This window comes from Dermatophilaceae bacterium Sec6.4, assembly GCA_039636865.1.
Classification (GTDB): domain Bacteria; phylum Actinomycetota; class Actinomycetes; order Actinomycetales; family Dermatophilaceae; genus Allobranchiibius.
The window spans coordinates 2930351-2952203 of record CP144172.1; the positions used below are offsets into that span (position 1 = coordinate 2930351).

Sequence of the window (21853 nt, forward strand, 5' to 3'; positions counted from 1 at the left end):
TGGACAGTCACCAATCGGTTTGCACCGACACCTGTGGTTCGGCCGTAGTTCATTCACGCCTGCGCCACGCACGATTTGCCAGGTGCGAGTCTGGCCGGCTTTTCCATCAAATCAATTGCAGCAGTAGTTTTTTCGCGTTCAGATGTGTGGTCGGGAACACCGCTGAACGCCGGTCCGTGACGCACGAAGCGCGCGAGGCTCATCGTCACGCATCCCCGATACGACGGGGCGGTCCTTCCTACCAGCCGGGGGGAATGTCAGGCTTACCACCTGACGAAACACTCGTGCTACTGAATGGAAACAATGTCCAAGCTTGATCCAAGCGCTGTGGAGAGCCCCACATCGACGCGCGCCGTGGACCGCGCAATGGCCCTGCTGTCCGAGGTGTGCAGCGAACCCTCGCTCACGCTGAGTGAGTGCGCCCGCCGCACCCAGCTACCGGCGAGCACCGCCCTGCGACTGTTGCGCACGTTGGAAGGATCCGGTTTCGTGACCCGTGACGTCAGGGGCAGTTTCGAAGCCGGCCCGCGGATGGTCCAGATCGGTACCCGGGCGCTGAGCGTGCACCGGATCCTGGAGATTGCCCGACCCGCGCTGGCGACGGTGGTGGATCGGACCGGCGAGTCCGCGTATCTTGCGCTGCCCGGCCCTGGACGGACGGCCGTGTACGCCGCCGCGCACGAAGGCACGTGGCCGATCCGGCACAGCTCGTGGATCGGGCGGGAGGTCGGCCTCGACGCGGCCGCTGTACGGGCCGCGCTCGATGGGCAGACCGATGCCTGTGGGTACGTCACGTCCCAGGGCCGCCTCGAACCCGATATCACCGCCGTGGCCGCCGCAGTCCGCTTCCGCGACCGGATCCTCGCGGTGGTCACTGTGCTCGGACCGACGTACCGGCTGACCGGCACCGCACTGACGGACTGCGGCGCCGTGATGGCCGACGTCGCCCACGATCTGGAACAACAGCTCGGCAACCCATCGACCATGCGTACGCCGCACGGCGTACGCCTGAACTCATAGGAGCTCCGCGATGATCCGGTTCGACAACGTGACCAAGCGATATCCCGACGGGACCGTCGCCGTCGATTCATTGAGCGTGACGGCGCGCACGGGCAAAATCACCGTCCTCGTGGGCCCGTCAGGCTGCGGCAAGACGACGAGTCTGCGGATGATCAACCGGATGATCGAACCCACCGAGGGCTCGATCTGGCTGGACGACCGCGACACCTCCACGATCGCGACCCACGAGCTGCGACGGGAGATCGGCTACGTCATCCAGCACGCGGGCCTTTTTCCACACCGCACCATTGTCGACAATGTCGCCACGGTGCCGCTCCTGCTCGGTGCGAACAAGAAGAAGGCCCGCAAGGACGCACTGAACTTGATGGAGCGCGTCGGCCTCGACCCGGCATTCGCCAAGCGGTATCCGGCGCAACTGTCCGGCGGGCAACAGCAGCGCGTCGGCGTGGCCCGCGCGCTGGCTGCCGATCCGCCGGTGATGCTGATGGACGAGCCATTCTCGGCCGTGGACCCGGTCGTGCGTGAACAACTGCAGGATGAATTCCTGCGCCTGCAGGAAGACCTCGGCAAGACGATCGTTTTCGTCACCCACGACATCGACGAAGCCATCAAACTCGGTGATCAGATCGCCGTGCTGCGCGTCGGTGGCCAGCTGGCTCAACTCGCCAGCCCGGCTGACCTGCTCGCCCGACCGTCCGACGCGTTTGTCGCCGGTTTCGTAGGGCGTGACCGTGGCTACCGCGCGCTGGGCTTCAGCAGCGGGCACACTTTGCCCCACCACGGTGAGCAGACGGTCCGGATGGGCCAGCCGGCTCCGTCCGGCTCGGGTGGCGAATGGGTGCTCGCGGTCGACGACGAACGGCACCCGCAAGGGTGGGTCAACTCCGGTCAGGCTGCTGGCCGCTCCGTGACCGAGGGGATGCTCTACCGCGGCGGAACCCTCGCCACCGACGGCGGGTCGCTGCGTGGCGCACTGGATGCCTGCCTGTCCTCACCATCAGGTCGGGGGGTGGTCGTCGATGAGGACGGTCATCTCCTCGGAAGTGCCCAGCTGGACGAGATTGTGCAGCTGATCAAAAAACAACCCGGACCACTCGCCGAGGTCGATCCCCGTGCAGATGAGCTTGAGGGGTCCGGACGGCCGGTGCTCGAGAAGGATTCGGCATGATTGCCGCCTCAGGTGCCCCGAGCTCCTCGCCGTGGGCCTTCTGGAGCTACTTCATGGACCACCGCAGCGCTGACCTGGAACTGCTCTGGTCGCACACCTGGCTGTCGGTGGTGCCTGTTGTGGTGGCGTTGGTGATAGCTCTCCCGCTCGGCTGGCTGGCCAACCGGTTCTCCTGGAGTTATCCGCCGATCATGTCGATCTCCGGGCTGCTCTACACGATTCCCTCCATCGCCCTCTTCGTGCTGGTACCGCCGCTACTCGGACTGGATCAGCTCTCGCAGCTCCAGGTGCCGATCGCGCTCACGGTCTATTCCGTAGCGCTCCTGGTCAGGGTGGTCGCCGACGGACTCTCATCGGTCAGCGAGGAGACCCGTCAGGCAGCCACTGCCGTCGGCTACACCTCCGGCGCACGGTTCCTCAAGGTGGATCTGCCGATCGCCGTTCCGGTCATCGTCGCCGGCCTGCGGGTTGCTGTCGTGTCGAACGTCAGCATCGTGGCGATCGCAGGCACCATCGGTTTCCAGAACCTGGGCAGTCTGTTCATCACGGGATACCAGCTCTCCTCCGGAACGAGCCCGTACTACCCGCCGATCGTGCTGGGCCTACTGCTCTGCCTCATCCTCGCGTTGGCGCTGGACGCGGTGGTGATCGCCATCGGCAGAGGGCTCACCCCCTGGCGAGCGGCGGCCCGATCATGATCGGCAATGTGATCGGCTGGCTCAACGATCCGGCCCACTGGCATGGTTTCGGAGCTACCGCCGGCATCACCTCTCAGCTGAAGTTCCACATCTTCCTGGTCGGCGCTGCACTGATCATGGCCGTCGTGATCGCGGTGCCACTGGGGTTGCTGATCGGGCATACCGGCAAGGGCAAGTCGTTCATCTCCATCGCGAACGCGATTCGTTCAATACCCAGCATCGGCCTGCTGATCCTGCTCGTGGTGATCATCGCCCCGCATTTCTACGGCCGCACCCAGACCGGGTACATCATTCCGACCGAGATCGTGCTGGTGCTGCTGGCGATTCCGCCGATTCTCGCCGGCACCTATGCGGGCGTTGAAAACGTCGATCCGGCCGTGCGTGATGCGGCGTACGGCATGGGAATGAAGGGCCACCAGGTTCTCTTCCGGGTCGAATTGCCGAACTGTCTTCCGCTGGTCTTCTCCGGGGTGCGATCCGCCGCGCTACAGCTCATCGCGACAGCCACGATCGCCTCCTTCGTAACGTTGGGCGGCCTCGGCAGATTCATCTACGACGGCCTGGCTCAACGCGACTTCCCGCAGATGATCAGTGGTGGACTTCTGGTCGCCGCACTGGCCCTGTTCGTCGACCTGGTGCTGTCCATCATCCAGCGCTTCACCGTTTCACGGGGAGTCAGCCGCAGGTTCTCCAAACGAGCCGACACCGCGCCGGGTTCGTCGCAGGTCGACGCACGGGTCGGCGCGCTCGACGAGGTCGAGGTGCCTGCCTGACCCACTTGTTTTCTTCACTCACCAATGCACGTCATCACAGGAGTAGACATGATCAAGCGCAACATCACCATCGTCGTAGCGGTAGGGCTCAGTCTGGGTCTCGCCGGGTGCGGCAAGGACAGCTCGAAGGCGGGCGGGAGCAACGCGCCATCGGCCAGCGGCAAAGCCACAGCCACGATCGCCTCGAAGCTGATCATGGGCGGCTCTTCGGAGTTCAAGACGCGCGCCAACGGGCTGCCGGGTCTGAAGAAGAACTACGGGGTCGTCTTCGGCAGTTACAAGGTCACTGACACCGGAGGCCCGGTCACCGTCGGCGCGTTGGTGAACGGTCAGATCGACGCGGCCGACATCTTCAGCACCGACCCCTCGATCAAGAAGTACGGATTTGTTTCCCTGAAGGACCCGAAGAACAACTTCGCGGCGCAGAACATCACCCCGCTGGTCACCAAGTCGAAGGCGACACCGGGGGTGCAGGCCGTACTGAACGCGATTTCCGCGAAGCTGTCGCAGAAGGCGCTGGTGGACCTGGTCTCCCAGGCCATTACCGACAAGAAGGATCCGGCAGCGGTCGCAAAGGGCTTCTTAGCAGCGAACCCGCTCAACATGTCGGGCAAGGCAAGCGGTGTATCGGTCATCGTCGGCTCGTCGAACTTCCCGGAGAGCGTCGTGCTGGGAAACGTCTACTCCCAGGCTCTGGCGAGCGCAGGAGCGAAGGTCACCGACAAGTTCAATATCGGCAGCCGCGAGAAGTACTACCCGGCATTGAAGGCGGGTTCGATCAACGTCTTCCCGGAGTACAACGGCGCGTTGGCCAGTTACCTGGACAATTCGACGAGCGCATCCAGCACCGCCGAGGTTATGGCCGCACTCAAAAAAGCATTGCCCGCCAACATCGTGGCCCTGAAACCTGCACAGGCGCAGGACAACGACTCGGTGATGGTGACCGCGGCAACCGCCAAGAAGTACAACCTGGTATCGATCGGCGACCTGGCCAATAAAGCGCCCTGACCGGTAATTTTTCTCACCACCACTGTGCCGCCCCGTCCTTGGACAGGGCGGCACAGCTGTCGCACGGCAGAATGAACGGGGCGACTCGCCCGAACAAATCAACTTTCAGGAGCCCCTGCACCGGGAGTTGAACGGCGATCGTCTCGCCGCGCTCGCTGCGCGCGCAGTCCGGGTGGCCCAGGTTGCTGACGGCACGGACCTCGGATTCCTGCAGGAGACCCGTGGCATCCGCGAGGATGCGAGCTGGCAGGTCGCCCCCTCGCGCCAGGCCTGACCGACCGTCGGGTCGAGATGACCGGGCCCACAGATCTGAAGATGGCGATCAATGCGCTCAATTCCGTGACGCCGGTAAGGAATACCGGGTGGTCCCCATCGACCAGCAGCCCACTACCATCCTGCGGCGGCGCGGCTGGCAGCTGCCCGAGAAACACATCCTGGTGGACGGCGAGACGACATCGGGTTCGCTGGTGGACTTCGCGCTGTACTTCGTCGCGTGCGCCCGCAAGCGGATCGAGCGCGGCCACGGACCGTACTTCTACCTGCCGAAATTGAAGAGCCACAAAGAGGCCCGCATCTGGAATCGCGCGTACGTGACCGCTCAGAATTTCCTGGACATTCCGCAGGGCACCATTCGAGCCACCTGCCTGATCGAGACCCTGCCGGCCGCGTTCGAGATGGAAGAGATCCTGTACGCGCTGCGCGACCACTCCTCGGGCTTGAACGCGGATCGGTGGGACTACCTCTTTCGGTCATCAAGACCTACCGCACCCGTGGTGCGAACTACATCGTCCCGGACCGCAACACCGTCACCATGACAGTGCCGTTCATGCGCGCATACACCGAGTTGCTGGTGCACACCTGCCACAAGCGGGGCGCGTCGGCGATGGGCGGGATGGCTGCCCAGATACCGACCAAGGACGAGCAGATCAACCAGGCCGCTTACGAAAAGGTCACCGCCGACAAGACCCGCGAGGCCAATGACGGCTTCGATGGCTCCTGGGTTGCCCATCCGGCTATGGTCAAGACCTGGTTCGAGGTCTTCGAGAAGGTCCTGGGCGGAAGGCCCAACCAGTTGGCCAAGACCCGTGACGACGTCGATGTGCAGGCAGCAGGCCTGTTGGACGTGCGTTCGACCCCTGGCGGTGAGCCATCAACAACCTCATGGAGGACGCGGCCACAGCCGAGATCTCCCGATCGCAGATCTGGCAGCAGATCCAGAACCAGGTCCGGACGGCCGACACCGACAAACTCATCACCCGCGAGTGGGTGCTGCAGCTGGTCGACGAGGTCATCACCGGGTTGCCAGGCGACGCGGGAGACTACGCCGCCGCCAAGGAGACCTTCCTGCAGGTCGCGGTCGCCGACGAGTACGCAGACTTCCTCACCCTGCCTGCGGATGAGCGGATGCCCTGACCGACCAACTGAAGCTACGAACTGCCAGCCCGACCGCTCCCGAGTGGTCGGGCCGGTCCGTTTGAGAGGTGGGTGGTGCCGCGACCGATCGACCCGAAACTGATACGACATGTTTCCGGTACCGCGCGTATCAGGCATCCGCTAGGCTCCTTTACTGCCCGTCAAGTAGAGCGCCATTCGTCCAAGGAGGTCCGCGCGATGAGCACGCACACCAAGCCCAGCCTCGCCGGTAGGGGACAGGCCTTCGGGTTACGACTGATCGCCCGTGCCGGCGGCCTGGAGGCAATGAAGAACCCCGTGCTGCGCGCCAAGGTCGAACGCATCCTCTACAAGAGTGCTCAGCAGGGTTTCAAGGCCCAGACCACCGCCGGCAGAGCATTTACCCGCAGAGCCGGATCCGGTGCAGCGAACCGGCCCGAACGCACAACGCGACGGCGGGAGTTCGACCTGCGACCGTCCGAGGACCAGGAAATGATTCAGGAGGCTGCCCGAGAACTGGCTGACGAAGTCATCCGTCCCGCGGGTGGCCAGGCCGACACCGACCGCGCCATACCAGCCGATGTACGCATCCACGCCATCTCGATGGGCCTGACGTTGGTCGGTGTGCCGACGGAGCTGGGGGGCGTGGCCGAGGAAGCGTCCGCGGTAACCAGCGTGTTGGTGTTGGAGGAGCTGGCGCGCGGGGACATGGGACTCGCAGTCGCCCTGATGTCATCAGCCGCTGTAGCGAATGCGCTTGTCAACTACGGCAATTCCGCTCAGCAGCAGACCTTTCTGCCGCCCTTCACCGACGATGACGACCCGGCCACCGGAGCTCTGGCGTTGATGGAGTCACAGCCGCTCTTCGACCCGATGAAACCGCTCACCACCGCCCGTTTGGAGGGCACAGGGGGCTCGCACATCGTGATCGACGGAACGAAGTCACTGGTCGTTTCCGCCGGAACGTGCGATCTCTACATCGTCTCGGCACTGCTCGATGGCGAGCCGAGGCTGATCCTGGTCGAACCGGGCACCCCAGGACTATCCACCTGCGATGACCCCGCCATGGGTATCCGGGCCGCGGCAACGGGACTACTGCGTCTGGATGCAGTACGGGTGCCGAGCTCCAACGTGTTGGGCACTGCAGCGGACATGCGTGACGCCGTCCGTCGCAGCCGGTTGGCCTGGGCCGCTGCAGCGGTCGGCACCGGGCAGGCGGTGGTAGATCACCTCAAGGCCTACACAGTGCAACGCACTGCATTCGGTGAGCCCATCGCCTGGCGCCAGGCAGTCGCCTTCACGATCGCCGACGCCGCGATCGAGGTCGATGCGCTCCGTCTGGTCGTCTGGCGGGCTGCCGCACAACTGGACGCCGGTCTCGACCCGGCTGCCTCGATCGCTCATGCGCGAAGCCTCACCTCGACGTACCTGACACGCGTCGGATCGGATGGTGTGCAGCTGCTGGGCGGACACGGTTTCGTCAAGGAGTACGACAACGAGCGTTGGTACCGCGACCTGCGCGGGGCCGGTGTGCTCGAGGGCACCCTGTTGGTCTGAATCGGCCCTGTCTGAATCGACCTCGAACGAGAGGAACCACACCATGATCGATCTTGAGGTCCCCACGAAGTTCCGCCCGTTGCTGACCCAGGCAGCAGCACTGGCCGATGACCTGTTCCGTCCGATCAGCCGTAAATACGACCTCGCGGAGCATGAGTACCCGACCGAGCTGGACCTGTTGTCGGCGTTGCTGGACGGAATGTCCGATGCCGGCGCGAACCAGGGAGCGGGAGCAAGTGGGTCCACGCGCGCTGCGGTTGATACCGAGCCGGCCGGTGTGGGTGCGGGTCGAAACGACCGGCAGGGCAAACCCAACAAGAACGGCGCCAATCTCTCCTCGGCCCTGTCGGTCATGCAGACCTGCCGGGGAGATGTCGGCCTGACGTTGTCGATACCTCGCCAGGGCCTGGGCAACGCCGCCATCGCCGCTGTGGCCAACGATGAACAGAAAGCGCGGTACGGCAACCGCTGGGCGGCCATGGCCATCACCGAACCGGGCACCGGATCGGACTCGGGTGCTCTTCGCACGACGGCGACCAGGGACGGGGACGAGTACGTCCTGAATGGCGAGAAGATCTACGTCACCGCCGGCTCACGCGCCGAGCTGGTCGTTGTGTGGGCCACCCTGGACCGCTCGCTCGGTAAACAGGCGATCAAATCCTTCGTTGTCGAGACCGCCAATCCCGGTATGCAGCTGGTGCGGCTGGAACACAAGCTGGGCATCCGGGCCTCCGACACTGCGGCATTTCTCCTGCAGGACTGTCGGGTCCCTGCTCGTGATCTACTCGGCGACCCGCAGATCCGCACCGAGGGCGGCTTCGGCGGCGCCATGCAGACGTTCGACAACACCAGACCGCTGGTTGCGGCCATGGCCTGCGGTCTCACGCGCGCCTGCCTGGACCTGACCACGGGGTTACTCACAAAGGAAGGCGTCACACCCGACCTGGATGCACCTCTGAGCACCCAGTCCTACGCCGCGACGCGGCTGATCCAGATGGAAGCCGACTATGAGGCGGCGTATCTGCTGGCCCTGCGGGCGGCGTGGATGGCCGACAACGGTCAGCCGAACTCGATGCAGGCTTCGATGGCCAAGGCGAAGGCGGGGCGAACCTGCGTGAACGTCGCGCTGTCCTGCATCGAGCTGGCCGGGGGAAGCGGCTATTCAGAGAGCGAGCTGTTGGAGAAGTGGGCGCGCGACGCCAAGATCCTGGACATCTTCGAAGGCACCCAACAGATCCAGCTGCTGATCGTTGCCCGCCGTCTGCTCGGACTGTCCTCCAGCCAGCTCAAATAGCACGTCACACGTTCTCCAGCGCAGCCCGAGCGATGGCCAGCAGTTCATCGGCGCCCAGCCCGAGATCCCTGGTCTGCTCGGCAAAGGTGCGCGCAGCCTGCACCGCGAGGGCGCCCGACTCTTGGCTCCCTGCACTGATGAAGGTGCCGGCCCTGCCGCGGCCCTGCACCACACCTGCCTGTTCGAGGCGCGTGTAGGCCTTGGCGACCGTGCCGGGCGCCACACCCAGACCAGTCGCGAGCGCACGTACAGTCGGCAACCTGGTGCCGGGTGGCAGTTCGCCAGCGGTCGTACCGGCCACGATCTGCCGACAGATCTGCTCGTACGGCGATGCCGTGTCGCCAGGGTCTATCCGCAGCCCCGCGATCACCACCCGAGCGTGCCCGGTTCGCCCTTGAACGGTCCGACCACCCGATCGGTGATCCATCCGCCGTAGAACGACCCGGCCTGCGGTCGTACCCGTTCGCCCGCCACGCGACACTCGTCGACCTGTCCCGGCATGACCGCCACGTAGTCGAGCAACTGCTCGAAGCCGCGGGTCGGCTGCGGGTAGGTCCACCCCGCACGAGGAGCCACCACTGCCCCGGCGACCAGATCGAAATACGAAGCCATTCCTTTGAATTCACAATAGGACGACCCGCCGACAGCCTTCAGTACGCCGTCGATGAAGTGCTGGGCGGGTACGTAGTAGGTCGGCGGATGGCTCGTTTCGAGCACCCGCAATGCGGCCGTGGTGCTCGCGATGGTGACCCCGCCGAGCACAATCTGCACCAACTCGTCGGTCGCCTCCACCCGTGGCGGGCGCGGGTAGTCCCACACCGATTCCTGCCCCGGGCCGGGCGCGATCCTGCGTCGTGAGGTCATTGAGGCTCCATTCGTGACACGGGCTCACCGATGTGCGCTGCCCTCGCCATTCTGCATTGCCTCGCAACACCGAACTGCGCCGGTCGAGCGAGAGCAACCGGGCCTTCGCGGTAGGCGACGTTACTCGTGCGTACGCAAAGTGAGATGCTGCTTACAGCTATGTGCAGTGCCACCTCGGTGGACGACCCGGAAGGATCCCGATGGACCTGGAATACACGCCCGAGGAAGAGCAGTTCCGACAGGAAGTACGGACAGTCTTCTACGAGAAGGTGCCCGCCGAAATCCGCGAGCGGGTGGTGCAGGGCAACATCTCCCGCGAGGACATCGTGACCAGCCAGCGGGTCCTGCATGAACACGGACTGGCAATTCCGCACTGGCCGAGTGAATGGGGCGGCAGGGACTTGACCCCCACCCAACAGAACATCTACACCTGGGAACTGCAGCGCGCTGGCGTGCCCACCCCGCTGGCTTTCAACGTCAGCATGGTCGGCCCGATCATCGCCGAGTTCGGCACGCAGGAGCAGAAGGAGAAATTCCTTCCGGGGACGGCGAACCTCGACATCTGGTGGTCGCAGGGATTCTCTGAGCCGGAGGCTGGGTCTGACCTCGCCGGACTCAAGACCACCGCGATTCGCGATGGCGATGAGTACGTCATCAACGGCCAGAAGACCTGGACCACGCTGGGCCAGTATGGCGACTGGATGTTCTTGCTCGCCCGGACCAACCCCGGCGCCGAGCGCAAGCAACAGGGCATCTCCTTCCTGCTGGTGGACATGCAGACACCGGGCATCGAACGGCGTCCGATCAAGCTGTTGGACGGTAGCGAAGAGGTCAACGAGTTCTTCTTCGACGACGTGCGGGTGCCGGTCGGCAACCTGGTCGGTGAGGAGAACCAGGGCTGGACCTACGCGAAGTTCCTGCTCGGCAACGAACGCAGCGGCATCGCCCAGGTCGGCACCAGTCAGCGCACCTTTGCCGAGATCGTCGAAACGGCAAAGGAGACCGAACTCGAGGACGGTGTGCTGGCCGACGATCCGCAGTTCCGTTCCGAGCTGCACACCGCCAAGATGCGACTACTGGCCCTGGAAGCCACGCAGCTGCGGGTCACGGCCGAGTCCAAGGACGGCAAACCCGCACCCGCCTCATCGTTGCTGAAACTGGAAGGCACTCAACTGCTGCAGAGTCTGACGGCGCTACGGATGGATATCGGCGGCACCGACTCCGTCATCGTCGGAGCCAGCGAGGGCACGGACGGCACCCCGGTCGGCATCAACAGCGAAGCCGCCGCCAGCGTCGCGGCGCTGCAGTACCTCAACATGCGGAAGCTGTCGATCTTCGGCGGCTCCAACGAGATTCAGCGCGGCGTCATCGCCAAGGCGGTGCTGGGCCTGTGATGGAACTTCAGCCGGACGCATCCTTCGACATGACAAGCGAGAGCACCCCATGGATCTGACACTGAACGAGGACCAGGAAGCCTTCGGCGCGAGCGTCACGGACGCCCTGGCCCGCAAATACACCCCTGACTTTCGTGCTGCCTCCGCGGCGAGTGACACCGGTTGGGACGCCGGTGTCTACAGCACGCTGGCCGAGATCGGGCTGGCAGCGTTGACCATCGACGAGGATCACGACGGTTTGGACGCCGGGGCGGGCGAGGTCTATGCCGCGCTCTACGCGCTCGGTCAGCACGCTGCCGTCGAACCGTTCCTGGACGGGGTGTACCTGCCGAGTTGGCTGATCGGCCAGGCCGCGCAAGGTAGTGACCTGCTGAGCGCGCTGGCTGCAGGCGAAGCAACAGCAGCGTTGGCGCACAGCGAACCCCGACGGGTTTGGGATGCAATACCGATGACCCAGGCCACCGATAGCGGCAACGGTGTCACCTTGTCGGGCACCAAGACCGCTGTGGCACACGGGGATCAGGCATCGCACTACCTGGTGACAGCAACCGGGGACGCTGGATTCGGGGTCTACCTGGTAGCCGCTGACGCCGACGGCATCTCCCGCGCGGACGGGCGGGCCGCGGACTGGACCCGCAGCAGCGTCGTGACGTTCGAAAATTCTGCGGCGATTCTGCTCGGCTCCTCCGGTGACGCTGCTCGAGCCGCGTTCGATGTCGCTGTCGCTCGAGCCCGCGTCGCTGTTCTCGCCGAGGCTGTGGGTCTGATGGATCGTGCGTCGACGATCACCATCGAGTACCTGAAGAGTCGCAAGCAGTTCGGGGTGACGCTCTCGACCTTCCAGGCACTCGTGCACCGCGCTGCCGACCTCTACGCCGAGGTCGAGTTGGCCCGGTCCGTCGCGCTGTGGGCGACCGCAAGCCTCGAACGCGATGCTGAAGCCGGAACCGACGACATCGACCTCATCGGTACCGCCGACGATGCCTACGTGTACATCGCGCAGGCGGCCCGCGTCGTGGCCGAAGAGGTCGTGCAGTTGCACGGCGGTATCGGAATGACCTACGAGACGCCGATCAGTCACTTCGCGACCCGGCTGACGACGATCAGTCAGGTGTACGGCGGTATCAGCGCCGCTCGCCGCCGCGTGCTCGCATCCGACTCACCGCTCGTGACCCCCAGCGTGGTCCACCACTGACACCTGGGCCGCCATTGACGCACGCCGCTCGCGCGCTGGTCCACTGACCAGCGCGCGAGCGAACGCAGCGGCGATCTCATCGTCGCTCGTACCCCACAAACGGGCCCGCTGGACGGCTTCGACGAACAGCTGCTCCACGCGGTGCGTGCGAGCCGGGCTCTCGGTGACCTGCGCGGCGCTGCTCACCCTGGTGCCGGCACCACGGCGGGTACGGATCAGACCAGCCTTCTCCAACTCGCGGTAGGTCCGGGCCACGGTGCCGGTCGCTATCCCCAGGTCGGCTGCCAGCTGGCGAACTGGCGGCAACCTGCTTCCCTCGGTCAACACGGCCGACTCCATGAGATCCACGAATTGCCGTCGCAGTTGCTCGTACGGCGGGGTGGGGTCCGTGGCGTCGAGCCGCAACTCGATACTCATGCCGCGCCCTTCACCCAGGACTCCGCAGTCTCCGTAGCCGCGGACTTTCTGCCGATCGGCCGGGCCCCCAGAAGGACCACCAATGCCCAGATCGAGGTGACCAAAGAGAGCAGCAGGGCAGCAATTGTGGCCCACGCGATCACGGTGAATGCGCCTCCGAGTCTCGTCCCGATCAACGGGATTCCGACTTCGGAGGCAATGCCTACCAGCGATCCGCAGACCGCAATACAGGCTCCTGCCACCACGGAACGTGCTGCTCCCCGACGGATTGCATCATCAACGATGGCGATCTGCGCGTCCGCGCCGTTGCGGGGGCGGCGAGCGGTCTGCCACAGCGCGAGCCCGGCAAAGGCCAGGACCAGGACGACCGCGACCCCGAGGGGCACCGAATAGTACGAACCGGGCCATGGACCAAAGCTTGCCTTGCACCCGTCGGAGCACGCGTATTTGAAGGATCGGCCCGCACGTCCTTGATCATCGGCTGATGCGACAGCGGTCGTCCAGGTGAGCAGTCCTGCCAACACGACGACAGCTCCCGCCGTTGCCCACGAGAGAGCCTGCGGGATCAGATCGCGCACCCGCCGAATCTCTAGGGCTGCCACCCCGGGGGTACGAGCCGAACTGCGCGTCACGACGTTCGCCACTACCACCGCAAGAATCTGGGTCGCACCGAAGGTGACGGGCACCATCAGGATTCCGCGACCCAGACCTCCGAGGCTCGACATTGCAGCCACCAACGCGATTCCGACCGGCACCGCGAGCCACTGCAGTGTGCGGGTGGTCCAACCCAGTCGGCGCAGGTGCGGTCGAGCGACCACTCCCCTGTTGAATGCCGTCGGGCCTCGCACCACGAAGGTGAGAACCATTGCGATGATCGAGATGGCGATGATCAGCACCACCATCGCTACCAATAGATGGGGAGACATCAGAACCACCTTGTATCAATCGACTATGACAAGATTCACCGTCGCAGCCCTTGCGTCTTGTGTCAAGGAATTGTTACAAGCTCGAGCTTCAGCTGTCCACGGGAGGCAACTGGGCGCCGAGCAGATCGATGAACTCGTCAGCCATTTCCAGTTGCCGCACCAGCGTGGCCCGACGCGATCCAGCGGCCAGTCGGACCTCGCGCAGACGTCCGATAGCGGCCTCGCGCCCATCCGCACCCTTTCGGAGGCACTCGATATCGCTCATCGCAATCTTCATCTCATCGAGGGTGAAACCCAGCGGTTTCATCCGACGGATGACCAGAATCTTTTCGACATCAACCTCGGTGTACAGCCTGAATCCGCCGTCACTACGGCCGGATGGGCGCAGTAACCCGACTTCATCCCAATGGCGCAGGCTGCGAAGTGACAACTCGGTTCGCGAGGCCACTTCACCGATGTGCATGGCCGGCGAACCGTCGTGCTGGTCAGTGATTCGGCTCACTATCGGCCCCTTCCATCAGCATCATGGCAACTCTACCCTCACGTAAGGGTAGGGTTGGCTGCAGACTTGTCGGCCATCAGTGCGCTGTGCGTGCCCGTGTACCGACATCACCTGACCACCTCGGTTGCGCCCCTCATTCATTACGGGACCAGTCGACGCGCCCTTGAACGGAGCCCCCATCGTGAGCACCGCCCCACCGATGCCCGACACATTGCCTGATTCCCGCCTGGAGCCCACGGTGCTCAATGCGCTGCGCTCCCCCAAGCTACTGCGGGTGGAAATTCTGGCCGGGCTCGTTGTCGCGCTCGCGTTGATTCCCGAAGCGATCTCCTTCTCGATCATCGCCGGTGTCGATCCACGCATCGGCCTCTTTGCTTCTTTCACCATGGCAGTGTCGATCTCCTTCCTCGGGGGTCGTCCCGCGATGATCTCAGCTGCGACCGGCTCCGTCGCACTGGTGATCGCCCCTGTCATGCGCAGCCACGGGTACGACTACCTGATCGCAACCGTTCTGCTCGGCGGCCTTCTCCAGATTCTTTTCGGGGTCTGCGGAGTTGCGAAGCTGATGCGGTTCGTCCCGCGATCGGTAATGGTGGGCTTCGTCAATGCACTTGCGATCCTGATCTTTCTGGCGCAGGTGCCCCGTCTGATCAACGTCCCGTTCGCTGTTTATCCGATGGTCGCCGTGGGGCTGGCCATCATCTTCGGCTTACCGCGTATCACCAAGGTTGTCCCAGCGCCGCTGGTCGCGATCGTTGCGCTGACGGGGTTCACCGTCCTCACTGCGCTGACGGTCCCGAACGTCGGCGATGAAGGCAAGCTGCCCAAGTCCCTGCCGAGCTTCTTCATACCCGACGTGCCGTTCACGCTCGATACGCTGCGCATCGTGGGCCCGTACGCACTCGCGATGGCCCTCGTCGGCCTGCTCGAATCTCTGCTGACTGCGAAATTGGTCGACGACGTCACGGATACCCCCTCGAAGAAGACCCGTGAGGCATGGGGCCAGGGCGCCGCCAACGTCATCACCGGCTTCTTCGGCGGGATGGGTGGCTGCGCGATGATCGGTCAGACGATGATCAATGTGAAGGCGTCCGGCGCTCGGACCCGCATCTCCACGTTCCTCGCCGGCGTATTCCTGCTGATTCTGGTCGTCGGTTTCGGTGACGTCGTGGCCATCATTCCGATGGCCGCGCTGGTCGCGGTGATGATCATGGTGTCCATCGGTACTTTCGACTGGCACTCCATTCGGCCCGCAACCTTGCGGCGGATGCCGAAATCCGAGACATCAGTGATGGTGGTGACCGTTGTCGTCGTCGTCGCGACGAACAACCTCGCCATTGGCGTCATCGTGGGAGTGCTGCTGGCCATGACGCTCTTCGCCCGCCGGGTCGCGCACCTGACCCAGACCCACCGGGAGCTCATCGAACACGCCGACGGAACGGTATCCGTGCACTACCGCGTGACCGGCGAATTGTTCTTCGCCTCCAGCAACGAGCTGTATACCCAGTTCGAGTACGCCGCCGATCCGGACGAGGTGACCATCGACCTGCGCGAATCCCACATCTGGGACGCGTCTACCGTCGCAGCGCTGGACGCGATCACGACCAAGTACGAGCGCAAGGGCAAGCGGGTGAGCATCGTCGGGCTGAATGCGAGCAGCGCCGACCGACACGATCGACTGACCGGCACGCTCGCCGGCGAATAACGCCGCCATGCAGGTTCGCACCGCATCAGCGGCCGGACGCTGAGAAACCCCGGGCCAGGAGGCCCGGGGTTTCTCAGCGATGAAGCATGTCATCTCGGGTGGAGCTGAGGGGATTCGAACCCCTGACCCCTTCCATGCCATGGAAGTGCGCTACCAACTGCGCCACAGCCCCGAAGCCCACATCAGCAGGCGACCGGCACACTCTATCCGGCGGCCAACCTGGCGCCAAATCGTCTCCCCGTCACAGCGATCCGGCGGCGGGAAGGGCATCTCGATCCATTGCTGCACGCTTCTTACGGGCATAGATCTGACGGCGGGCACGCGCGACCACGGTGCCATCCGCAAGCCTGAGATCGACCTCGAACCAGTGCAGGACCTTTTGGCCGGCGTCGCACTTGGTACGAATCTGATCGGCCACCTCGAGCGGCATCTCGAACACCCCGTAGACGGTGCCAGCTCCCGGTGAGACGTACTCCAGGTGTACTGCCCGATCCCAGACCGTGTAGTCCTGACCGAGTTGACGCATCAGCAGCAGCGCCAAGAAGACATCAGTCATTGCTCCGATAGAGCCACCGAACGCCGTGCCGTGCTGGTTGCGGTTCAGCCGGTTCAACACCAGCTTCACCCGCGCCCGAGTCCAATCGTGCTCGATCTCCTGCACCCGGATCCCGGCGCCCAGCATCGGCGGCCAGAAGTTGAGCATCCTGGTCAACTTCGCGGGGGTGAAGTGCCTCCGCGACTTCACCGAGCTGTGATTATGCGTGCGCGTTCCACTGCTCGATGCGCCAGCCGGTCCGGTGCTGCACCAGAAGGGCCCAATGGCAGTTGCGCAGCCCGCTCAAGGTCTGCCAGGCGATACCCTGCGGCATTCCGCACAGGTCGGCGCAGAGGGCGCGGCCGGTCACCCCATGGGTTGCCAGGGCCACCGTGACGCCTTCGTCCAGCTGCGCGAGGACATCCTGCTCGAACGCTGCCAACCGGGCGGACACGTCGCTGACGGATTCCCCCGTGCGGCCACGTTTGAGGTCCTGGCCGTCGTTGATGGCGGACTGCTCGTCGGGAAACTGCTCGGTGACCTGCACGGTCGTCATCCCCGACCAGTCCCCCACGTGGATCTCCCGCAACCGTTCGTCGAAGATCGGCTCGAGCCCACACGCGGCCCCGAGCGCGCGCGCGGTGTCGGCCGCCCGCATCAGGTCGGAGGCGTAGATCGTGTCGATCCCGAGCGACGCCAGCGCTGCCGCAGCTTCGCGTGCCTGCTCACGTCCCAGATCGGACAGCGGCGCATCGAGCTGGCCCTGCCAGATGCCTGCCGCGTTGTATGTCGTCTGCCCGTGCCGCAGCACAATAAGGCGACGCGGCGGTCCGGCGGGGTGGTCCATCAGATCAGCTCACTCATCAGGCGAGTTCGACAACCGGACAGTCGCGCCAGAGACGGTCGAGGGCGTAGAACTCACGCTCTTCCTCGTGTTGAACGTGGACAACGATGTCACCGAAGTCGAGGAGCACCCACCGGTCCTCGCGCTGCCCTTCGCGGCGAAGCGGTTTGACGCCCAGCGTGTGCAGACGTTCGATCACCCCGTCGACAATGGCGCCGACCTGTCGCTCGTTGCTCGCCGCAGCGATGAGGAAAATGTCGGTCAACGCGAGCTGCTCGCTCACGTCGATCGCCACCACGGATGAGGCGAGTTTCTCTTCGGCGGCCGAGGCGGCCTGCTTGGCCAACTCGACGGCCTGCTGCGTGGCAGCCACTCAGTACTCCCTGATCTCTCCGGCGCCAGGCCGGTAAAGGTTGTATTTCCCGATGTACTGCACGACGCCGTCCGGTACCAGGTACCAGACGGGTTGGTTCGATTGGACCCGGCGGCGGCAGTCGGTCGAACTGATAGCCATAGCCGGGATCTCCTTCAAGATCACCCGTTCCTGGGGAAGCCCGGCATCGGACAGCAGGTGACCCGGGCGGGTGACTCCGATGAACTGGGCCAGATCCCACAGCTGATCCACCCCACGCCACGACAGGATCTGCTGCAACGCGTCGGCTCCGGTGATGAAGAACAACTCCGCGTCCGGACGTTGCTGCAACAGATCACGCAGCGTGTCGAGCGTGTACGTCGGTCCGCCGCGCTCGATGTCGACACGGCTCACACTGAAACGCGGGTTGGAGGCCGTGGCGATCACCGTCATGAGATAGCGATGCTCAGCAGGTGTTACCCGCTGACTGGCCTTCTGCCACGGTTGACCGGTGGGCACGAAGACAACCTCGTCCAACCCCAGCAACGTCTGCACTTCGCTGGCTGCAACAAGATGGCCGTGGTGGATCGGGTCGAAGGTCCCACCCATCACGCCGAGGCGGATGGTCAGTGCCCGCTCTTACGGCCCGACTGGGGACGCGGCTTGGCGGCGGTGTTACGGAAGGACCACAGCAGCGCCAGCAACGCCAGGAAAACACCGAACGCGATAACACCGTAGAAGACGTGCGGCATAGGCAGTGAGTTCTCGCGAAGCGGGGGCACCGAATTGTCCGCCACAAAAGAGACGAGCGAGGATTTCATACACCGAATGTTAGCCGGTGTCAGGACCGTCGACAGACCCCCCGTGTCAGTGGCGAATTTGGCCGTCGCCCTGAACGACCCATTTGGTGCTCGTCAGCTCCTGCAGAGCCATCGGACCGCGTGCATGTAACTTTTGGGTGGAGATACCGATCTCGGCTCCGAACCCGAACTCTGCGCCGTCGGTGAATCTGCTGGATGCGTTCACCATGACAACTGCAGCATCCACCCGGGCAACGAATTGACCTGCGCTGGAGCGGTCCTCAGTGACGATCACCTCGGTGTGCCCGGTGCCGTAACGATCGATGTGCTCGATGGCGGCAGCGAGCGAATCCACCACTCCGACGCTCATCTCCAGCCCGTGGAACTCCGCGGCCCAGGCCTGCTCCGTCACCGGCCGATGCGGCAGACCGAGCTGCACTGCATACGTCGTGGCGCGCTCGTCGAGATCGAGCACCACCCCCGCGTCGTGCAGCTCGCTCAGCAACGCCGGCAGTACCGCGTCGGCAAGGTCGCGGTGGACCAGCAGGGACTCGGCGGCGTTGCAGACACTGGGACGCTGTGTCTTGGCATTCACGGCGATGGCGCGGGCCATGACCGGGTCGGCTGCTGCGTCCAGGTAGATATGGCAGTTCCCGATCCCCGTTTCGATCACCGGCACGGTCGCGCCGAGCACCACCGTCTGGATCAGGTCCGCTCCGCCGCGTGGGATCACCAGATCCACCAGCCCGCGTGCGGTGATCAGGGCGCGAACCTCGTCACGCTCACCGCACAGGAGTTGGACCGCGTCAGCAGGAAGGTGGCATCGCTGCAGTGCTGCGCGCAGGGTGTCGACCAGGGCTGCGTTGCTGGCGGCCGCCGCCGAACCTCCGCGCAGGATCATCGCATTGCCGCTCTTCAGCCCCAATCCAGCTGCATCGACCGTTACATTGGGCCTGGCCTCGTAGATCATCCCGATCACACCCATCGGGACGCGCACCTGACTGACCTGTAGGCCGTTGGCCAACGTCGACCCGCGCACCACTTCGCCCACCGGGTCCGCGAGACCGGCAAGATCTCGCAGCGCCTGTGCGATGTCCGCGACCCGCTCCGGTGTCAGCCGCAACCTGTCCTGCAGGCTGAGCGGCATACCGCTGTCCGCAGCACGCTGCAGATCAGACCCGTTGGCTACGACGATCGCGTCCGTCGCCTCGGCCACGGCATCAGCCAGGGCGACCAGAGCCGCGTCCTTCTCTGCCCGGGTCAGCAACGCCAGCTGTCGGGCAGCCACCCGCGATCGCCGTGCGACGGCTCGCACTCGGTCGTCGACGGGTAGCAGCTCGGGGGTTGTCATGCCGGAAATACTAGGGCCGGGTGACCTGATTGCTCGGTGCTCCGCTGGCCGCTCACGCGGCAGACTTGGCCCGTTGGCCGCGCACGATCGATCCGATCACGACGAGAGCGATGGCTGCATAGGAGAGGTAGTTGCTGTACTTCGCGAGGACACCGACGAAGTCCTTTGCGGGAGTTCCGATCTCGTAACCCAGCAACATCCACAACCCCCGGTAGACGATCGCCGCTGCGAAGTCGATCAGCAGGAACCGGCGTAACCGCATCCCCACATCTCCGACAAAGGCGTTCACGACCGCGCTGGGGAAGAACGGGATGAACCAGACGATGAACACGGCCGGACCACCGAAGCGTTTGGCCAGTCGCTCCGCTGCGGAAGCTGTGCGAGCAGCAAATTTCGATCGCCCCGCGACGACCTCGATGATGCCGTGACCCCACAACCGCCCGGCCCACCAGAAGATCCAGTCGAACTTGATAGATGTCAACGCGCCGACCAATAGGCCGGCCCACCACCACGGTTCGTGGCCGACCCGCAACCGGGCACCGATGTCGACCATGGCGATGTTCGATCCGCTGAACGCGGCGAGTGCGTAGGTATTGAGACCGAGTAGCCAGGCGCGCAACGGCAGGGTCGCGAAACCGTAGAGGCCGAGCAGGGCGATACAGGCCCAGCACCAGAGATCCTTCTTGCCGGGCTTGCCGCTCCATGGCATGCGAGGGTCATCCCACCACTCGCGCGGCGTCGGCTCTGCCGGCCCTGTTTGGTCAGCCGACGCTATTGGTTCAGCCGATGCTGGGCGTTCACCGGGGTCAGTCGGCTTGCGCAGCTCGACCGGTGCGACCGGCTCCGCACGTCCAGGTGACGCGGGTGCCTGCCCCGGCGGCAGGTCGGGTCTGGCCGACCACGGGTCCGTACCGGTCATGGGGTCCTCCTGCTCAACACAACGAGATCATCAATATGGATGACCTCCCGCTCGTACTCCGGACCCAGTTCCCGGGCCAGTTCTCTGGTGCTCCGCCCAAGCAGTGCCGGCAGATCCCGCGAGTCGTAGTTGATCAGCCCGCGTGCGACGACCGCACCTGCAGCGTCCACCACGTCAACGGCGTCACCGCTGCTGAAGGTTCCCTCGACGGCCTTGATACCGGCTGGGAGCAACGATCTGCGGCGCCGGGTGACCGCGGCGACGGCTCCGTCGTCCAGTACGACCCGACCCTGCGGCGCCGTCGCATGCTCCAACCAGATGCGTCGGGCATGACCCCGCCGGTGAGTCGGCGCGAAAACGGTACCGACATCGCCGCCACGCAGGGCCGCCTCGACGTTGGACGCAGCGGTGAGCAGCGTCGGGATCCCCGAGGACATCGCGATCCGGGCGGCCTCGACCTTGGTCACCATGCCGCCGGTCCCTACGTTGGATCCGGGACCGACGATCGGAATATCGGCCAGCGCATCCGGATGGGCGATCAGTGGCACCCGGTTACTGCTTGCGTCGGTCGGCGGGCCGTCGTACAACGCGTCCACATCGGACAACAGCAACAGCCCGTGGGCGTCGATCAGCTGAGCCACCAGCGCGGCCAGCCGGTCGTTGTCACCGAATCGGATTTCGTGGGTGGCGACAGTGTCGTTCTCGTTGATGATCGGCACGACACCCATGGCCAGCAACCGTTCGAGCGTCCGACGGGCATTGAGGTAGTGCCCTCGTCGGGTCACATCTTCAGAAGTCAGCAGAACCTGACCCACCTGCTGGCCGTGCGCAGCGAATGCCGCGGTGTAGGCCGCCAACAAGATCCCCTGACCGACGCTGGCAGCTGCCTGCTGCGTCGCCAGGTCACTCGGGCGGCCGGTCAGCCCCAGTGGGCCGATACCAGCGGCAATTGCGCCCGAAGAGACCAGTACGACCGACCTGCCGCGGTCGCGATGCATTGCCAGCGCAGAGACGAGCGCAGCGACTGCCCCCGGGTCGAGATGACCGCGGGCGTCGGTCAGCGAACTGGAACCGACCTTGACGACCAGGGGCGAAGCCGCGTAGATCCGGTCGCGTAGACGACCGGCGATATCCCCGTC

The 21853-nt window shown here is 64.7% G+C and carries 23 protein-coding genes, 1 tRNA gene and 1 pseudogene; 11 read left to right on the forward strand and 14 right to left on the reverse strand.

What is annotated here, in order from left to right:
- Positions 1-327 precede the first annotated feature (327 nt).
- The 8 genes and pseudogenes from V3G39_13990 (at position 328) to V3G39_14025 (ending at position 8910) form a co-directional block, all read left to right on the forward strand.
- Positions 328-1020, forward strand: a complete 693-nt coding sequence (locus V3G39_13990; protein XAS75755.1) for a helix-turn-helix domain-containing protein — start codon at positions 328-330, stop codon at positions 1018-1020.
- A gap of 10 nt (positions 1021-1030) precedes the next feature.
- A complete protein-coding gene (locus tag V3G39_13995; GenBank protein XAS75756.1) occupies positions 1031-2188 on the forward strand; it encodes an ATP-binding cassette domain-containing protein in 1158 nt (385 codons plus the stop codon).
- Entirely contained in the window at positions 2185-2886 is a 702-nt protein-coding gene (locus V3G39_14000; protein XAS75757.1) for an ABC transporter permease subunit, read from the forward strand. The genes V3G39_13995 and V3G39_14000 overlap by 4 nt, the downstream gene beginning before the upstream one ends.
- A gap of 8 nt (positions 2887-2894) precedes the next feature.
- Positions 2895-3659, forward strand: a complete 765-nt coding sequence (locus V3G39_14005) for an ABC transporter permease (GenBank protein ID XAS75758.1) — start codon at positions 2895-2897, stop codon at positions 3657-3659.
- Between the two features lie 48 nt (positions 3660-3707).
- Positions 3708-4667 carry a glycine betaine ABC transporter substrate-binding protein gene (locus tag V3G39_14010; GenBank protein XAS75759.1) on the forward strand — a complete coding sequence of 320 codons (960 nt, stop codon included), beginning with the start codon at positions 3708-3710 and terminating at the stop codon, positions 4665-4667.
- Between the two features lie 22 nt (positions 4668-4689).
- Positions 4690-6080 (forward strand): annotated as a pseudogene (locus V3G39_14015) (malate synthase A).
- A 198-nt stretch (positions 6081-6278) separates the two neighbouring features.
- Positions 6279-7616 carry an acyl-CoA dehydrogenase family protein gene (locus V3G39_14020; GenBank protein ID XAS75760.1) on the forward strand — a complete coding sequence of 446 codons (1338 nt, stop codon included), beginning with the start codon at positions 6279-6281 and terminating at the stop codon, positions 7614-7616.
- Between the two features lie 43 nt (positions 7617-7659).
- Positions 7660-8910, forward strand: coding sequence for an acyl-CoA dehydrogenase family protein (locus V3G39_14025; GenBank protein XAS75761.1), 1251 nt, complete (start codon positions 7660-7662; stop codon positions 8908-8910).
- A gap of 4 nt (positions 8911-8914) precedes the next feature.
- Here V3G39_14025 and V3G39_14030 read toward each other — a convergent pair whose 3' ends face one another.
- Entirely contained in the window at positions 8915-9280 is a 366-nt protein-coding gene (locus V3G39_14030) for a GntR family transcriptional regulator (protein XAS75762.1), read from the reverse strand.
- Entirely contained in the window at positions 9277-9774 is a 498-nt protein-coding gene (locus tag V3G39_14035; protein ID XAS75763.1) for a DUF427 domain-containing protein, read from the reverse strand. Before V3G39_14035 ends, V3G39_14030 begins: the two co-directional genes overlap by 4 nt.
- Positions 9775-9974: 200 nt before the next feature.
- Here V3G39_14035 and V3G39_14040 point away from each other — a divergent pair, with 200 nt between their 5' ends.
- Positions 9975-11168, forward strand: coding sequence for an acyl-CoA dehydrogenase family protein (locus tag V3G39_14040; GenBank protein XAS75764.1), 1194 nt, complete (start codon positions 9975-9977; stop codon positions 11166-11168).
- A 49-nt stretch (positions 11169-11217) separates the two neighbouring features.
- Positions 11218-12363 carry an acyl-CoA dehydrogenase family protein gene (locus V3G39_14045; GenBank protein XAS75765.1) on the forward strand — a complete coding sequence of 382 codons (1146 nt, stop codon included), beginning with the start codon at positions 11218-11220 and terminating at the stop codon, positions 12361-12363.
- On the opposite strand, the gene V3G39_14050 is transcribed toward V3G39_14045, so the two are convergent.
- The 3 genes from V3G39_14050 to V3G39_14060 form a co-directional block, all read right to left on the reverse strand.
- Complete coding sequence (locus V3G39_14050; GenBank protein ID XAS75766.1) at positions 12328-12780, reverse strand: GntR family transcriptional regulator; 453 nt, start codon at positions 12778-12780, stop codon at positions 12328-12330. The genes V3G39_14045 and V3G39_14050 overlap by 36 nt on opposite strands.
- Complete coding sequence (locus V3G39_14055) at positions 12777-13706, reverse strand: hypothetical protein (protein ID XAS75767.1); 930 nt, start codon at positions 13704-13706, stop codon at positions 12777-12779. The genes V3G39_14050 and V3G39_14055 overlap by 4 nt, the downstream gene beginning before the upstream one ends.
- Before the next feature lie 88 nt (positions 13707-13794).
- Positions 13795-14208 (reverse strand): MerR family transcriptional regulator, encoded by a 414-nt coding sequence (locus V3G39_14060; protein XAS75768.1) that lies wholly within the window; start codon positions 14206-14208, stop codon positions 13795-13797.
- A 199-nt stretch (positions 14209-14407) separates the two neighbouring features.
- Here V3G39_14060 and V3G39_14065 point away from each other — a divergent pair, with 199 nt between their 5' ends.
- Positions 14408-15913 (forward strand): SulP family inorganic anion transporter, encoded by a 1506-nt coding sequence (locus V3G39_14065; protein XAS78245.1) that lies wholly within the window; start codon positions 14408-14410, stop codon positions 15911-15913.
- Between the two features lie 99 nt (positions 15914-16012).
- Here the strand turns inward: V3G39_14065 and V3G39_14070 are convergent.
- The 9 genes from V3G39_14070 to proB form a co-directional block, all read right to left on the reverse strand.
- Positions 16013-16085, reverse strand: a tRNA-Ala gene (locus V3G39_14070).
- A gap of 69 nt (positions 16086-16154) precedes the next feature.
- Positions 16155-16658, reverse strand: a complete 504-nt coding sequence (locus V3G39_14075; GenBank protein XAS75769.1) for a DUF4442 domain-containing protein — start codon at positions 16656-16658, stop codon at positions 16155-16157.
- Positions 16659-16668: 10 nt separating this feature from the next.
- A complete protein-coding gene (locus tag V3G39_14080; protein ID XAS75770.1) occupies positions 16669-17295 on the reverse strand; it encodes a histidine phosphatase family protein in 627 nt (208 codons plus the stop codon).
- A 16-nt stretch (positions 17296-17311) separates the two neighbouring features.
- Positions 17312-17665 carry a ribosome silencing factor gene (rsfS, locus tag V3G39_14085; GenBank protein XAS75771.1) on the reverse strand — a complete coding sequence of 118 codons (354 nt, stop codon included), beginning with the start codon at positions 17663-17665 and terminating at the stop codon, positions 17312-17314.
- Complete coding sequence (gene nadD / locus V3G39_14090; GenBank protein ID XAS75772.1) at positions 17666-18256, reverse strand: nicotinate-nucleotide adenylyltransferase; 591 nt, start codon at positions 18254-18256, stop codon at positions 17666-17668.
- Between the two features lie 14 nt (positions 18257-18270).
- Positions 18271-18465 (reverse strand): hypothetical protein, encoded by a 195-nt coding sequence (locus V3G39_14095; protein ID XAS75773.1) that lies wholly within the window; start codon positions 18463-18465, stop codon positions 18271-18273.
- 46 nt (positions 18466-18511) lie between these two features.
- Positions 18512-19795, reverse strand: coding sequence for a glutamate-5-semialdehyde dehydrogenase (locus tag V3G39_14100; GenBank protein XAS75774.1), 1284 nt, complete (start codon positions 19793-19795; stop codon positions 18512-18514).
- 52 nt (positions 19796-19847) lie between these two features.
- Positions 19848-20504 carry a VTT domain-containing protein gene (locus V3G39_14105; GenBank protein ID XAS75775.1) on the reverse strand — a complete coding sequence of 219 codons (657 nt, stop codon included), beginning with the start codon at positions 20502-20504 and terminating at the stop codon, positions 19848-19850.
- 206 nt (positions 20505-20710) lie between these two features.
- On the reverse strand, positions 20711-21844 hold the full coding sequence (gene proB, locus V3G39_14110) for a glutamate 5-kinase (protein XAS78246.1): 1134 nt from the start codon (positions 21842-21844) through the stop codon (positions 20711-20713).
- Between the last annotated feature and the right edge of the window lie 9 nt (positions 21845-21853).